This is a genomic window from Parabacteroides provencensis (assembly GCF_900232875.1).
Taxonomy (GTDB): domain Bacteria; phylum Bacteroidota; class Bacteroidia; order Bacteroidales; family Tannerellaceae; genus Parabacteroides; species Parabacteroides chinchillae.
In genome coordinates, this window is sequence record NZ_LT960490.1 from 377,452 (window position 1) to 393,906 (window position 16,455).

The window sequence follows — 16,455 nt, forward strand, 5'->3', positions numbered from 1 at the left end:
TATAAATGAGTAGTCAAAACAGACATATAACAAGTAAAGTTGTTTTCGGCTATATATTATTGATAAGTATAGCTGTATGTTCTGTTGCTTACATTTATCGGATTGTGCGGCAAGTGGCCGGAGAAGAGCAGCCAGACAGTACTTCAAGGCGTAAAGTCTATTATGTTACGAATACTTTGTCTCTTTTGTATGAAAGTGAAGCTTTGGGACAACTGGTGGGAATACCGGATAATGATTTGACGCATTTTAACCGGACACTTAACAAAGCCCATCAGAATATGGATACGTTGCGTGTGCTGATATCGGATTTGCAACAACAAGCAAAAATAGATTCAATAGATATGATGCTGGAGCAGAAACGCCGGAATACTCTCAATCTGTTGGAAACCTGGAATGAAGCTAATGCAGAACGTCTATATACTGAAAATATAGAAAAAGTAATAGCCATACAAGATACTGTGGCAGAACGGGTAGAGTTGCAGGATCGGATTCATATAAAAAAAGATACAGTTGTGATTCCTCAGAAACGCCGGGGTTTTTTTCGACGTCTGGCTGAGGCTTTTTCTCCTTCCAAACAAGATACGAACATCGTAGTGAATACTACGCGCGAGATTGTATCGGATACACTTTTAAATGCTTTTAGTCCATCTGATACGATTGTAAGTGTATTAAAAAGCATACAGGATAGTGTAGCCGGGCAACGTAAGCAATTAATAGATCTTTTAATGGTGCGTGCAGCGAACTTGCGTTATAACAATAGCTTGATAACTAGTAAGATAAATCAAATGTTACGCGATATTGAAGAGGAAGAGGTTAACGCTTCTCTTGAGCGGATGACTAAAAAACAGGATTTGCTTCGTGAAACTTCCCATTTAATTGCAGGCATAGCTATTATTTCGGTTATTATTGCAGTACTATTTTTATTCTTTATCGGTCGCGATATTTCACGTAGCCAATATTATCGTTTGCAGTTGGAAAAGGCGAAACAATACGCTGAAAATCTTTTGCGCAGCCGCGAGAAATTAATGTTGACAATCAGCCATGATATACGTGCTCCGCTTTCATCCATAATTGGTTATATTCAATTGTTATTGAATTTACATCCGGATGAACGTCAACGGTATTATCTGGAAAATATGACTGGCTCTTCCAATCATATTTTGTCATTAGTAAACGATTTACTGGATTTTCATCGGTTGGAATCCGGGCGAATGGAGATACATCGTGTTCCATTTAATGTAGCCACACTATTTAATGAGATATATACGAGTTTCAAGCCTCTGGCAGATGCGAAAAAATTGCAATTTGTCATGAACCTGAAAGACCGGTTTATGGATAAAGCTTACGTAGGTGATCCTATCCGTATACGTCAAATAATTGGTAATCTTTTGTCCAATGCCATTAAATTTACTCAAGAGGGGCGGGTTGTGATAGTTGTCTCTATTAATGAAAATGAGCCGGTTTATCAGCTTTCTGTCATAGTATGTGATTCGGGACCAGGTATACCCACGGAAGAACAAGACCGTATTTTTGGCGAATTTACCCGTTTGCCGGAAACGGATGAGGAAGAAGGGTTTGGCTTGGGGTTATCAATTACCCATAAACTTATATCATTAATGGGTGGAGAATTATCATTACAAAGTACATTGGGGAAAGGAAGTGATTTTACTGTGATTTTACCTCTTTCTTTATCGGATATACCTGTTCAGTCTCCAACTCAGGAACGGGAGAATGGTAGTGCTGTTTATACTTTTGATAAACGGGATATCTGTTGTCTTCTTGTAGATGACGATCCTTTACAGTTAGCTTTGACAGAAGAACTTTTGAAACAAAGCCATGTAAAAGTAGTATGCTGTACAAATCCGCATTCGGTACCTGAGTTATTGAAAAATACTCTTTTTGATGCAATAATTACAGATATCCAAATGCCTGGTATGGATGGTTTCCATTTGTTGGACATGATACGGACTTCGGGCATACAAGGTACGGAAAAAGTACCTGTTATTGCTCTTTCTGCGAGTGTGTCAAAAGAACATGATCATTATTTGGATGCAGGGTTTACGGCTTTTCTTAATAAGCCGTTTACAGCTACACTGTTAATATCTTTGTTGAATAAGTTGTTGACTATAAATCTTGAAGTAAAGACGGAATTGAACTTTTCGTCATTAACAGCATTTGCAGGAGAGGATAAAGAAGCATCGGCTTCTATTCTTCATACGTTTTCGGAGGAAACGAATAAAAGCATAGTACTTTTGCAAGAAGCAAAATCTAAACATAATAGGGAAGAAGTAGCACGATTGTCTCATAAATTAATACCTCTTTTTACGATGTTAGGCGCTAATACATTGGTTCAGCAGCTAAGGTTGCTTGAAAAAAACGATGAAGAGTTGTCTGATACCGGTTGGATGCATTTGTTGTCCGAAGTTATAGAGCAGGCTGTTGTTATAGTAAAACAGGTAACAGGAAATTAGAATTTGATGTATCCTAATTTGGTATATTTTATGCCTCGTATTTCAATATGTTTTAAGATTTTTGCGGACGATAAATGTATTTTTTCTTCCACTCTGTATGCATGGGTATAACAACTTAAAACATGCGATTCGAAACTGCGTTCTTTTGCTTTGTATGTAAACAGGAATAAATTTTTTTCTGTGTCTATAGCAGTAATAAGTTGATCTACGTAAAAATAAGTACTCCCGTTCTCTATCCTTGTTTTATAAGGGTCATCTTCAATCCGTACTTTCGTTATTGTCAGATTTAGGTTGGTGAGCTTATTCCCGGGAGTTCCAACAAAAGAACTTGTTGGCGTTTTATACTTTTTGCGGGTATATAAATCTATATATATCTGGCTATAAGTGACAGCTATCTCTTTAAATCTATGTTCACTTTTTGTCTGTGCCTCATATTTATCGGCAAGCCAGCATACATACCGTGGATCTATTGTGTAAATATCCTGTAAGTGATGCCCTCTGTATTTTCCGAAAGAAATAATGTCATCGCCATGACTAAAAAAAGAATCTGTTTTGTCGGTTATGTATAGCGGTAAAAAGGAGTTTGCCACCATGTGAATAGCTTTGTTTATTGAACTGATTGCATTTAATTCTAAATTGGAAATATATACGGATGGATGGTAAACAGCATTAAGATTGAAAAACCAAAGCGTGTAATAAAGTGTTTTGTCAGTAGGAACAAGAATATAATAACAACTTTTGTCGGTTGTTTTTCCTTTGTTGAATGTCTCTAATTTGTCAAATATAAGTTTTTCAACCTCTTTGGATATGTCTGGTAATTTAGCATTCATCTTATCGTCTAAGATAAGACTTTTTTGGTAATAAGTCAAACAGGAGTTAAAACTAAAAAATAATAAGAGTGAACAAAATGTGTGATAGCAGGTGTGGATAAATTCTACAATTGTGGAAGGGTATTCTACATAAATAAGAAAAGAATTTTTTATGTAAGGAAACATTATATGCTACTTATCTGTTCATAGATAGTATTTTATGGATTTAAAGGCGTGCTTTTGGCAGACTTTGGCACGAAATTGGAATTGATTTAACTGAAATCGAAAATTGGCGTTTCTACATTTAAACCGTTATAAACAAAAGATTCGCAAGTCCGAATATTCTATTAAGTCTGTAAAATGAAAGGGCATTCCATATTGGATGCCCTTTTTGTTTGTCTTTTCAAAATTCCTTTAATACCTTTGTGTAACATTTAAAACGTATAATTATGCCATCAATCCTTATAGTTGAAGATGATATAACTTTCTCCCTGATGCTGACGACATGGCTTGGCAAAAAAGGTTTTGAAACGGCAAGTGCGGCATCTGTTTCGGAAGCAAGGCAAAAAATAGAAGGTGGTAAATATGACCTTGTTGTATCAGATTTGCGTTTGCCGGATGAGGATGGTATTTCATTATTAAGATGGTTGAAAGGGAAATATCCCGTATTACCTTTGATCATGATGACTAGTTATGCGGAGATTCAAACTGCTGTACAGGCTATGAAATTAGGAGCGGCAGATTATATAGCAAAACCTCTGAACCCGGAAGATTTATTAAATAAAATAAATGAGGTATTCAAATCTTCTGGAAATAAGACGATAGAACCACCTGTTGTTAAATCTGTTAATGAATCTCAGAGTTCTTTGTATATAGAAGGACAAAGTTTGGCTTCACAACAAATGTATGAACATATTCGTTTGGTTGCCCCTACGGATATGTCTGTATTGATAATGGGAGCAAGCGGTACAGGCAAAGAGCATATAGCACGTCGTATTCATGAGCAGAGTAATCATAGTAAAGCTCCATTTATAGCGGTGGATTGTGGAGCTATTCCGAAAGAATTGGCAGTCTCAGAATTTTTCGGACATGTGAAAGGCTCATTTACCGGAGCAATAGAAAATAAGACGGGTGCTTTCGTTGCGGCACAAGGGGGTACGATATTTTTGGATGAAATAGGAAATTTATCTTATGAAGTTCAGGTACAATTATTACGTGCTCTTCAGGAAAGAAAAGTGAAGCCTATTGGCAGTAATCAGGAAATAGCTATAAATGTACGCCTTATTTCTGCTACTAATGAAAATTTGCGTCAGGCTATAGATAAAGGTGATTTTCGTGAAGATCTTTATCACCGTATAAATGAATTTACTATCCGGATTCCGGATTTAAAAGAAAGAAAAGAAGATTTATTGTTATATGCAAATCATTTTCTTGATTTGGCAAATAATGAATTGAATAAAAATATAATCGGATTTGATAGTGCTACTTTGCATTTATTCCAAACTTATTCATGGCCGGGTAATTTGCGCCAGATGAAGAATGTTATTAAATATGCAACTTTGCTTGCGGCCGGCCGCTACATTACATGTGCGGAGTTGCCGGAGGAATTAAAAATTCCGGAACAGTCTTCTTCTAATATTCAATTGAAAAATGAAACGCATGAGAGGGATTTAATTAAAAAAGCATTGATAGAAGCCGGATATAATAAAACACGTGCTGCCCAGTTATTGGGAATTGATAGAAAGACTCTCTATAATAAACTGAAACTTTATCAATTGGATTAATTTTTAAGAACAATGTTTTTTTGTAAATTTAACAAATCTATAATAGGCATATTGCGTTGCGTATTTTCTGATCTCCTTTGTTTTTTATGATATAATTTGTTTTTTCTTAATTGTGAATAAATGTCATAAATATTGATTTTCTTTGTTTTTTGTATGCATCGATAGTTTTTATTCTACTATATTTGCATCGAGGGTAAATATAATAAAATGTTTGATTATGAAGTGCATATTAAAAAAGAGGGCGATCTTTTTCATTCCTGTACTGATGATACTGTTTTTTGCATGTACAAAAGACGTATATGAAGGTGAAGATCCTAAAAAACCGGATTCAGGTAATACTAGTGGCATTCCTGATGATTTTGATTTTACAACTGTAAAAAAAGCGAAATTGACTGTAGATGTAAATGATCAGTTCAATGGGAAATATTTTTATGTTGTAGAGGTATATGATGCAAATCCTTTTGCATCAAAAAGTGCTAATCTGTTAGGGAAAGGAGTTGGTAAAAAAGATGCTCCTTTTGTTGTGGATTTAATCTATCCTCTTATTTTAAAAAACGTATATGTAAAGCAAACAGATCCTCTTCAACGTGAGAGTGTGAAAGCTTGTGATGCGACAGTTGACGTAATAAATTGTACATTTGGTTCTGTTGCTGCAACAAAAAGCCTGTCTGATACTAATTTGCGTAGCGGAACAGTTTTATCTGCTTCAGATTATCCTTTGCCTGCTGATTATACGGATTTATCTGACGTATCTGATGGTTATCAGTTACAAAATGGAAATTATTATATTCCGGAAGGTATTTTATTAGATGCTAGTAAACTAAAATCGTATTGGGCAGGAAATTCAGCTTTATACGTTGCCGGGACAGTAACTTTAGCCAATTGGTATATGGCCAATAATGATAAAATTATTGTTTTACCTGGAGGAAAAGTTATTGTAAATAGTATGTCTGGAGGGACAATAGGCCAGTCGAATACTGTGGTTGCTGTGCATGGCTCTACTGCTTCTAAGTCGGAAGGCTGTATAGAATTTGCATCCGGAAGCATTCAAGTTGATCCTGGTGCTACTATAATTAATGACGGTACTTTGATCGCAAAAACCTTAAAAATTAACGGAAAGGTTATTAATAATGGTACCATGGAGATTACAAAAAATGGAAGTGGTGGAAATTTTGATCAATTATTGCGTAACGCGTCATTGGTAATGGCAGGCAGTACTTCTTATTTTGAAAATAATGGGCATTGTTCATCAGCAACTTTTGGGTCTGTTCAGGGAGCTATACTGATTAATAGTTGCAGCTTGGATATAGAAAATAAAATGTATTGTGATGGTACGGATATTGAATTGGTAGACGGTAGTTTGTTTAAGTGTGACGAATTTAAAGGTAATAGTCTTAACGTCAATATGTTTGGCTCTGCTGTTGTGAAAATTGAAAAATCAGCGACTTTTGTATGGAATAATAAAATAACCGGACATAATGTTGATCAATTTATACCTACAATAATGATGAAATCATATATTGGGGGAAGTGGTGAAGGTTCCGCCTTTTTTGGTGGAATATTAAATTTGATTTGTTTATCTGATTTTTCGGGAGATTGTAAAATGGAACAAGGGGTGACTTTATCACGTGTTCCTGTTAATGCAGTAGCTCCGACAACTTGTAATGATGACGGAATAGAAGAAAACCCGGGAAGCGGAACACCTTCCGATCCGAAGTTTCCAATAGAAGTTGCTCTTTCTACATATTATATTTTTGCTATGGAAGATGGCTGGCCAGGGAATAGCGACTATGATATGAATGATTTGGTTTTAGGTGTGAAAAACTTTATTTATTCTCAAGATAAGGATAACAATGTCGTTTCGATGGAAATTAATTTAGACATGAGAGCTTTGGGGGCAACTAAAAAGTTAGGGGCTGGTGTGCAATTGGATAAAGTAATCCCATCTTCGATTAAAAGTGTAACTAGGACTGCATTGAATGATATTTCTGTAAATAATTATTTTGTTTCTTCCGGAAATGGGGTTGAAGGCTCATCTTATGCCGTAATTCCGTTGTTTGGTAATGCGCATGCTGCATTTGGAGTGCCAAACGGACGAATAACAAATACATATAAAGGTGCGGATGCGGTTGTTTCTGGAAACATTCTATGTAAAATAGATTTTACGGCACCGGTAGCTATGGAGAACGTAAATGTAAATGCGTTGAATTTCTTTATTGTGAATGGAGGTGATTCGAACAACAGATCAGAAGTGCATTTAGCAGGTCGGATTCCAACAGAAAAGGTGAAAGGTGATACTAATGGATATAAGTCGGATGATAACATGATGTGGGGCTTTATGATTCCATACGATGATTTTAAATATCCGTTGGAAGGTATAAATATTATGGAGGCTTATCCTACGTTTGCAAATTGGTGCAAATCCGGAGGGACACAGGATCCTGATTGGTATAAACATCCGGTGGATGATAAAGTATTCACTGAATAAATAAATAAAAAAGGTTTTGGAAGCAATCTCCGAAACCTTTTTTGGTTATTTAATCAAGCATTAAGCTGATAAATGCTTTTTTGTCAGGATAATCCAACAAGTGCTGTGTTAATGTTTGAATGTCCATATTCTCTAAATTACTTTTAGATAGAGGACTATGAGGATGTTTGGAATGCCAGTGATGTATAAGTCGTTTTGTATCTATTACTTTAGCCATACCTTTGGGCATTGTACTGGGAGGAGTTGGTAATATTTCGCAGATTGCTTGATTTACATTGTTTTGTAATGTGGCTTCCTGAAGTAAAAGTGCTTTTATATCTTCATTGTCATACATCAACTCTTTTACGTAAATATTTTTTTGTCCGTTTGAGTCTATAAATAAATGAAGGAAGATCATACCTACAGGTTGTTCGTTTTCATTGAGTGCCGTAAGCATTTGTCCTCCATTAAGTGCCAGGTCACGAAGAATAGTTACAAAATCGTTATAAGTATGTAATACGCAGCATGTGCGTTCCCTGAGTTTTTTATCGAAGTATTTATACAATGTGTTCATTGAATCGACCTCAGGAGGAACTACTGTTAATAATGGCTTTTGAACGACTATTTGAGGACGGATATAGGTTTCTGTTGTATAATCGAAGGCCTCGATGTAACCCTGTTCACGGTAGTAATCGAATAACCTTGTGTCTGCAGGTATTAATGCAGTTATTGCAACATCCCGTTTTTTCATTTCTTCAAAAGCTTCTTGTAGCAATTGTTTCATTAATCCTTGACCACGTTGTTCTGGAGCTGTACATGCCCCCGATATATATGCTACCGAAATTTCGGCACCAAAGTAGGTCATTGTGTATGGGAGCATTTGTAATGCAGAAACAATTTGTCCGTTTCTTTCGATTGTTAGCGTATTATCATCTTGATATACGCGATCAAAATAAAGGTCTATAAATGCTTCGGAATCACCGAAACATGTTCTCCATAAATCTTTTACTTGTTGTTTTTTGTTCATAACGCTATTATTTTAGTATTGGTTTTTTTATAGCGGCACATTTTTCAAGTAGAATAGTAGGATTATAAGAAAGCTTGGCTTGGCGCAGACCTGGTATTCCTAAATCTTCTTCCCTGTTGACATATATATATTGTTCGGGCAGATGAGATGCAAATTCTTGATTTACTAAGGTGTAAGCTCCATCATAATTTACATCGGCTTTTTCTACATGAACAGCAAATGTGTTGTGATTGACCGGTGCTCCAAAAGAAAATGCCACAATCTCTCCTGCGACACAGATGGCTCCTCCAATTAGTCCCAATTCATTGTAATGATGGAGGGCATAAGTCAGTGAACGACGTTCGTCATTTAGTTCTTCGTCATCTTTCTCTGTTAGGTTGGCTTTATACCATTTGCATTCTAATTCGAGGCATTGAGGAACTATATCTGGGGTGATAGGCATATATTCATAAGAATATTGCTTTTTAAAATTATTGATATGATTGCGTTTGGATTGGTATTTTTTTCCTTTCAGAGAAGCCAAATTCTCACGAAGATATATATAGTCATAATAGTCTCGTTCAGGAATGTAATAAAAATCTTTAGGTAAAACCCTTTCTAATTCTGTTTTTGCGTCAGGAGTAATTCCAAGCATACATAGAGGATGACCGTGTTTTAGAGAATCTTCTTCTAATAGATTAATTATAGATTTTAGGTCTCCTTTACCTACTGGCATCATATATGCAATTCTACTTTTATCTTCAATCCAGAAACGGATTAAAAGATATCCTTCTACGATAGCAAATTCGCTATTATATAGAAATCGCCAACTACACATGTTGGCGAACGAAAAATCACAGTTGCGATAATCGCTTGGAAAAGTGAATGAAGTGATAACTTCTCTGTCATCCAATGTTATAGGTTTGAAAAATATTTCCATTGTTTTGTTTGTTCTTTTTATAGTGTGCAAATATAGAACTAATAAGGATGTTTGAATGTTCAGACTTTATAAATAAACTTGATTCACTTATAAGTATTTTAGATAGTGCTTTTTTATTTGAATAATTATGAAATGCGGTATCTGATCAAAACTAATAACTATCTTTAAATGTTTATTGAGCAAATCAATTCTTTAAATGCATAATATATGGGGAATAGTATAAATAGAATATTGCCAATAGACCTATATCATATGGTTTCTGTACCTGAATTAGTACTGGAACGAGCATTAAAAATATATCATGTGAAAGATGGGAAGGGAGAGGCTTTGCCTTCTTTTGAAACAGGTACATTAGCTGTGATTTGTACCGGAGGTTCTTTTTCTTGTAAGGTAAATAAAGACGATTGTAATATTGTAAAGGGACAGGTTTTACTTGCTGCAGGTGAAGGTGTAACACATGTAAAATCATTTATAGAAACTAACTTTAGTGGTATAGTTGTCTTTGTCTCGGAGGAATTTTTGATTAACCGGCAACGTTTGATTATTCGGGATATTACTGAGAAAGAAATAAATGAAGCAATGACTATGCTTAACTTAATAGAGTCGCAATTGAATACTCCCAGGGAAATACGGGCTAAGGTAATAGAATCTTTGTTGAGAGCTTTAATTATCGGTTTACAGTATTCTGTGCATGAAGAGAGAATAGAGAGGGATGATATTCCTCCTTTTTTCTATGATTTGGCTTTATTGATTAGTCGTTACCATCATTCTCCGGCTTATTTTTATGCGGAAAAATTAGGATTGAGTTCACCGGAATTTAATATGAAATGCCGTCAATATTCTCAAATGACAGCTGTGGAATGGATTGCAGATTATGTATTGTTGGAGGCAAAGGATCTACTTCGTAAAACACGTTTACGTCCGTCGCAAATTGCTATTATGCTGGGATTTTCGAACCAAGATACATTCTCCAGATGGTTTCGGCGGCTGACGGGAGAATTCCCTTCCGAATGGAAATGAATAATTATAAAACAAATATATTATGAATCTACTTTTTGAAAACGCAAAAATGAAAGGGAAAATACTTCTCTGTAATACTTTGCATGAAAACAATACCGCTTTGAGAGATAGAGAATTTTATAAATTTATATGGATACTTTCTGGTGAGATTGAATTGGAAATTGATCATCAAAGGGTTATATTGAAAGCTAATCAGTTGATGTCTTTATCTCATTTGTACCGTTTGGAGTTTGTACGGATAGAAGGTGAATATATTGCTTTATTATTCAATAGTAATTTTTATTGTATACATGGAAATGATCACGAAGTTTCGTGTAATGGCTTATTGTTTCATGGATCGTCTCAAATAGTTATTTTTGACTTAAAAGAAAAAGAACGTGATAAGTTGGAAACTTTGTTAGGCATTATGCAAGTGGAGTTTGAAGATAATGACCATTTGCAGGAAGAAATGCTTCGGGTTCTTTTAAAACGTTTTATAATTCTTTGTACCCGTATTGCTGAGAACCGTCATGGTGTAGCTCCGGAAAATGGTTCACAATTTGAAATGATCCGGAAATTTCATGTATTAGTGGATACATATTATAAAGAAAAGAAACAGGTCCAGGAATATGCAGATATGTTGAATAAATCTCCTAAAACTTTGGCTAATATATTATCTTCTTACCATCAGCCTTCAGCCATCCGTATTATACATGATCGGATTAAGGCAGAAGCTGAACGATTATTACTTTATTCCAATAAAAGTGCGAAGGAAATAGCTGTAATTTTAGGATTTGAAGATCAGGCAACTTTTAGCCGCTTCTTTAAAAAAACAACGGGCCTGAGTACTTCAAATTATCGTTCTGTCTATAAAAATAAAGCTGAGAAAGTTTTAGAATAGGAAAAATTGCAAATTATAATAGGAAAATAACCATTTCTTACGTATAGAGCAGCCGTTACTTTTGCAATAATAATATTAATACCTAAATATAAGTGATTATGAAAACAAAAGTAACAGCTTTTTACAACGAGTTTCTTCATTTAGCAGCATCTTCTAATCGTATTGGTTTGAATTTAATGCGAATTGCAATTCTTGTGATTTTTGTTTGGATTGGTGGTTTGAAATTTTATAATTATGAGGCTGATGGTATTGTACCTTTTGTTGTAAACAGTCCTTTTATGAGTTTTTTTTATAATAATGAAGCGCCTGAATATAAGCAATATAAGAATTCGGAAGGAGCTTTCGTTCCCGAAAATCATGCTTGGCATGAAGCAAATAACACCTACGGGTTTTCTCATGGCCTGGGCCTTTTAATTATGTCTATAGGTGTTTTGGTTTTTTTAGGTATATTTTTTCCGAAAATTGGAATAGTGGGGGAAATGCTTGCAATTATTATGACTATAGGAACACTTTCTTTCCTTATAACTACACCCGAAGTTTGGGTACCTAATCTAGGAGGGCCTGAATATGGATTTCCTTTACTTTCAGGAGCAGGCAGATTAGTGATAAAAGATATAGCTATTTTAGCCGGAGCCCTTATTCTTCTTTCTGATACGGCTCGAAGACTTTTAAAGAAATAATACGAACAATTAGGTTAAAAGAAGTGTTGTTTTAATAGTTAATAATAGGAGAAAGGACGGCAATGAAAAGATATAATGCAATAATTATAGGTTTTGGTAAAGCAGGAAAAACATTAGCTGCAGAGTTTGCGTCTCGCGGATGGAGTGTTGCAATTATTGAACGTTCATCAAAAATGTATGGCGGGACTTGTATTAATATTGGTTGTATTCCGACGAAAACACTGGTACACTTGTCTAAAGTTTTGGAGTATCGGAGACCTGCTAGTTTTGACCAATATGCAGAAGAATATAAAAAAGCGGTCAAAGCCAAAAATGATTTAACTTCTTTTCTCCGTAAAGTAAATTACGAAAAATTAAATACAAAAGATAATGTAATTGTTTACACAGGTGAGGCTTCATTCCGTTCTCCTTATGAAATTTTAGTGAAGTCTTCTAAAGAAACCATACAAATTGAAGGAGAAAGAATTTTTATTAATACTGGGGCTTCGACAATTATTCCTAATATAAACGGTATAAAAGGAAATCCTTATGTTTATACAAGTACATCAATTATGGAACTGAATAAATTGCCCAAGCGTTTGGCTATTATAGGTGGAGGGTATGTAGGGTTGGAGTTTGCTTCAATGTTTACAGGATTTGGTTCAAAAGTTACTGTTTTAGAGGCAGGCGAACATTTTATTCCCCGGGAAGATAGAGACATTGCTGCGGCAGTCAAAGAAGTATTGGAAAAAAAGGGAATAAATATCCATCTGAATGCAATTGTTCAGACTATAGAGCATGATTCTAAAAAAGCATCTGTTATTTACAGGGATGCGATAACAGGCGAAACAACAAAAGTAAATGTGGATGCTGTTTTATTGGCAACAGGTCGTCGTCCTAACACAAAAAGTTTGGACTTAGAGGCAGCTGGTATTAAAACAGATAGTAGAGGTGCTATAGTTGTAGACAAGCATTTACGTACAAATGTAGAGAATATCTGGGCGGTTGGAGATGTACATGGAGGACTTCAATTTACCTATTTATCTTTGGACGATTACCGGATTATCAAGGAAGAATTGTTTGGTAACGGGCATCGTAACTTGGACGATAGGCAAGCAATTGCATATTCTGTTTTTATAGACCCTCCTTTGTCCCGTGTCGGAGTAAGTGAAGAAGAAGCTTTGAAAATGGGTAAGAATATAAAAGTAGCCAGAATGCTTTCGGCTGCTAATCCCAGAAGTCGGACTCTCGGCCAGCCGGAAGGCTTATTGAAAGCGGTTGTGGATAAAGATACAGGATGTATTCTGGGGTGTACCCTTTTCTGTGCCGATTCTAGTGAAGTTATAAATATAGTGTCTTTAGCTATGCGGACAGGTGAACACTATACATTTCTTAGAGATAATATTTTTACTCATCCTTCAATGAGTGAAGCATTGAATGATTTGTTTTCTATGATAAATTAAAATAACAATGATATGGATAATTTTGAAAAATCTGATATTGGACTGATTGGTTTAGCCGTGATGGGTGAAAACTTGGCCCTGAATATGGAAAGTAAAGGTTTTAAAGTCTCTGTATATAACCGGACAGCTCCTGGTGAGGAAGGAGTTGTTGGCCGTTTCCTTGAAGGACGGGGGAAAGGGAAAAACTTTATAGGAGTCTTTTCTATAAAAGATTTGGTTGAGTCAGTTAGCAGACCCCGCAAAATAATGATGATGGTTAAAGCCGGTTCTCCGGTTGATGAACTGATAGTACAACTTGTTCCGTATTTATCTCCCGGCGATGTTATCATTGACGGAGGCAATTCGGATTTTCATGATACAGAACGCCGTGTAAAGGAGGTTGAAAGTTTAGGAATGTATTTTATTGGTACCGGTATATCGGGTGGCGAGATCGGGGCATTGTATGGACCTTCTATTATGCCGGGTGGTTCGCCTGCAGCCTGGCCGTTGGTAAAAGATATCCTGCAGGCTATAGCAGCAAAACTGGATGATGGAACTCCATGCTGCCAATGGATTGGTCCGGGTGGTTCCGGTCATTTTGTTAAGACTGTACATAATGGTATCGAATATGGAGATATGCAACTTATATCAGAGGCTTACTCTCTTTTAAAAAATCGTGCAGGATTGGATAATGAAACATTAGCACGTGTCTTTGATGAATGGAATAAAGGTGAATTGGATAGTTATCTGATTAATATTACGGCAGATATACTTCGTTATAAAGAAGGTGATACTTATTTATTGGATAAAATTCTTGATGTGGCAGGCCAGAAGGGAACCGGTAAATGGAGTGCCATTGCTGCTATGGACGAAAATGATCCGTTAACTTTGATTACGGAGGCTGTTTATGCACGTATGCTTTCTGCATTGCAGGATGAACGTAAAAAGGCATCCGGGCTATATCCATATGTAGGTATTCAAGAAGAAACAACTCTTTCGACAGAAGAGTTTCGTATGGCTCTTTATGCATCTAAATTGGTTTCGTATGCACAAGGATTTTCTCTTCTTCGCCGTGCTTCCGAGCACTACGGGTGGAAACTGGATTATGGTACTATAGCAATGATATGGCGTAAAGGGTGTATTATTCGTTCTGTATTTTTGCAGAAGATAACGGAAGCTTATCGTAAACAACCGGAGTTGGAGAATCTGTTGTTTGATGATTTTTTCCGTAGTAAAATACAAACTTCGCTTCCTGCTTGGCGTAAATCTGTATCTGAAGGTGTGATGAATGGCATCGCTTTGCCTGCTATGAGTGCTGCACTAAGTTATTTTGACGGACTGAAAACGCTTCATTCTGCTGCAAGTCTTATCCAAGCGCAACGTGATTACTTTGGAGCTCACATGTATGAACGGGTGGATTGGGAAAGAGGAAAATTTTTCCACACAAACTGGACTGGTGAGGGAGGACAGACAGTTTCCGGTAGTTATAACGTTTAAAAAGAATAGTATGAAAAAGGCAGATGATCAATTATTAGTTATATTCGGGGCATCGGGCGACTTGACTGGCCGTAAGTTGCTCCCGTCCCTTTTCGAATTGCATGTTCGGGGTTTGCTTCCGAACCGTTTTTGCATTTTAGGAGCATCCAGAACTAACTATTCGGATGAAGAATATCGTGCATTTGAGCGCCAACATATTATTGATGAACAGAAAGGTAAAGAATATAGTGAAGAGCAACTTGACCAATTCCTTGATTTTGTTTATTATTTATCGTTCGACTCTAATAATACGGATGAGTATTATAAATTGCGTGAGCGAATTGAGTTATTGCAGAGTAAGCACCAATTGCCGGATAAAATCATATATTATCTGGCAACTCCCCCGATGATGTATGAAGTGATTCCGCAATGTTTATTGGAAAGTGGATTGAATGCTTCCCAATTAACGGATGGTTGGAGACGCATCATTGTTGAAAAACCTTTTGGTACTAGCTTTGAATTGGCGAGAGCACTAAGCGAACATCTCCGTCATATTTTCCATGAAGAAGAAATTTATCGTATAGATCATTATTTAGGGAAAGAAACAGTACAAAATATATTAGTACTTCGTTTTTCGAACGGTATATTTGAACCACTCTGGAATCGTAATTATATAGAATCTATAGAAATTAATGCAACAGAAACGTTGGGAGTTGAAAATCGTGGTAAATATTATGATTCTGCGGGTGCGATGCGTGATATGATTCAGAACCACCTGATGCAACTTATGTCGTTTGTTGCGATGGAATCTCCTGCCATTTTTGAACCGGAACCTATTCGGGATGAAATAGTAAAAGTATTTCGTTCTCTTCGTCCGTTTAAGCCAAAAGAAATTGATGCACAAATTGTCCGGGCTCAATATAAAGGCTATCGGGAAGAAAAAAATGTTGCGCTGGATTCTACTACAGAAACTTATGTGGCTATGAAATTTTTTATTGACAATTGGCGTTGGAGTGGAGTTCCGTTCTATTTTGTAACAGGGAAAGAGATGCCGGAGAAAAAATCGGAAATCGTCATTCATTTTAAATCAACTCCGCATAAATTGTTTGTGGGACAATGTTCGGGAGGTTCGTGCAATAAACTTACAATTCGGATTCAACCGGATGAAAGTATTTCTTTGAAATTCGGATTAAAGATGCCCGGCGCAGGTTTTGAAGTGAAGCAGGTTGGTATGGATTTTCGTTATGATTCACTTTCTAAGACTTATCTTCCGGATGCATATGAACGTCTTTTGTTGGATGCAATGTTAGGCGATAGCACATTATATGCACGTAGTGATGCTTTGGAAACCAGTTGGAAATTTATAGATCCAATTCTTCATCACTGGAAAGAGGAAGGTGAGAAGAACTTGTTTTATTATCAGCCGGGAGAAGATGGCCCGTTTCAGAAAATAATGTTGGGAATGGTGGAAAAGCCTTGTTCCTGTAAAAGTAAATAAAGA

General features: G+C 36.1%; 12 protein-coding genes. 9 read left to right on the top strand and 3 right to left on the bottom strand.

Annotation, left to right across the window (positions count from 1 at the left end; translation table 11 throughout):
* Positions 1 to 5: 5 nt before the first annotated feature.
* A complete protein-coding gene (locus CTY47_RS13030) occupies positions 6 to 2,471 on the top strand; it encodes an ATP-binding protein (protein ID WP_099465204.1) in 2,466 nt (821 codons plus the stop codon).
* Here CTY47_RS13030 and CTY47_RS13035 read toward each other — a convergent pair.
* Positions 2,468 to 3,301 carry an exodeoxyribonuclease X C-terminal domain-containing protein gene (locus CTY47_RS13035; RefSeq protein WP_099465205.1) on the bottom strand — a complete coding sequence of 278 codons (834 nt, stop codon included), beginning with the start codon at positions 3,299 to 3,301 and terminating at the stop codon, positions 2,468 to 2,470. The genes CTY47_RS13030 and CTY47_RS13035 overlap by 4 nt on opposite strands.
* Before the next feature lie 428 nt (positions 3,302 to 3,729).
* On the opposite strand from CTY47_RS13035, the gene CTY47_RS13040 reads away from it, so the two are divergent.
* Together CTY47_RS13040 and CTY47_RS13045 are read left to right on the top strand one after the other, a co-directional pair.
* On the top strand, positions 3,730 to 5,064 hold the full coding sequence (locus tag CTY47_RS13040) for a sigma-54-dependent transcriptional regulator (protein WP_099465206.1): 1,335 nt from the start codon (positions 3,730 to 3,732) through the stop codon (positions 5,062 to 5,064).
* A 217-nt stretch (positions 5,065 to 5,281) separates the two neighbouring features.
* On the top strand, positions 5,282 to 7,552 hold the full coding sequence (locus CTY47_RS13045) for an LruC domain-containing protein (protein ID WP_099465207.1): 2,271 nt from the start codon (positions 5,282 to 5,284) through the stop codon (positions 7,550 to 7,552).
* Positions 7,553 to 7,601: 49 nt separating this feature from the next.
* Here the strand turns inward: CTY47_RS13045 and CTY47_RS13050 are convergent, their stop codons facing one another.
* On the bottom strand, positions 7,602 to 8,558 hold the full coding sequence (locus tag CTY47_RS13050) for a GNAT family N-acetyltransferase (RefSeq protein ID WP_099465208.1): 957 nt from the start codon (positions 8,556 to 8,558) through the stop codon (positions 7,602 to 7,604).
* 7 nt (positions 8,559 to 8,565) lie between these two features.
* Positions 8,566 to 9,477 (bottom strand): DUF2156 domain-containing protein, encoded by a 912-nt coding sequence (locus CTY47_RS13055; RefSeq protein WP_099465209.1) that lies wholly within the window; start codon positions 9,475 to 9,477, stop codon positions 8,566 to 8,568.
* Between the two features lie 207 nt (positions 9,478 to 9,684).
* On the opposite strand from CTY47_RS13055, the gene CTY47_RS13060 reads away from it, so the two are divergent.
* The 6 genes from CTY47_RS13060 to zwf all read left to right on the top strand — a co-directional run bounded on the left by CTY47_RS13060 (position 9,685) and on the right by zwf (position 16,452).
* The gene (locus CTY47_RS13060) at positions 9,685 to 10,497 is read left to right on the top strand and encodes an AraC family transcriptional regulator (RefSeq protein ID WP_099465210.1); all 813 of its coding nucleotides are present in this window, start codon (positions 9,685 to 9,687) and stop codon (positions 10,495 to 10,497) included.
* Between the two features lie 22 nt (positions 10,498 to 10,519).
* A complete protein-coding gene (locus CTY47_RS13065) occupies positions 10,520 to 11,377 on the top strand; it encodes an AraC family transcriptional regulator (protein ID WP_099465211.1) in 858 nt (285 codons plus the stop codon).
* Positions 11,378 to 11,475: 98 nt separating this feature from the next.
* Positions 11,476 to 12,057, top strand: coding sequence for a DUF417 family protein (locus CTY47_RS13070; RefSeq protein ID WP_099465212.1), 582 nt, complete (start codon positions 11,476 to 11,478; stop codon positions 12,055 to 12,057).
* Between the two features lie 62 nt (positions 12,058 to 12,119).
* The gene (locus tag CTY47_RS13075; RefSeq protein WP_099465213.1) at positions 12,120 to 13,499 is read left to right on the top strand and encodes an FAD-dependent oxidoreductase; all 1,380 of its coding nucleotides are present in this window, start codon (positions 12,120 to 12,122) and stop codon (positions 13,497 to 13,499) included.
* A gap of 12 nt (positions 13,500 to 13,511) precedes the next feature.
* The gene (gene gnd, locus CTY47_RS13080) at positions 13,512 to 14,975 is read left to right on the top strand and encodes a decarboxylating NADP(+)-dependent phosphogluconate dehydrogenase (RefSeq protein WP_099465214.1); all 1,464 of its coding nucleotides are present in this window, start codon (positions 13,512 to 13,514) and stop codon (positions 14,973 to 14,975) included.
* Positions 14,976 to 14,985: 10 nt separating this feature from the next.
* Complete coding sequence (gene zwf, locus CTY47_RS13085) at positions 14,986 to 16,452, top strand: glucose-6-phosphate dehydrogenase (RefSeq protein WP_099465215.1); 1,467 nt, start codon at positions 14,986 to 14,988, stop codon at positions 16,450 to 16,452.
* Positions 16,453 to 16,455: the final 3 nt, after the last annotated feature.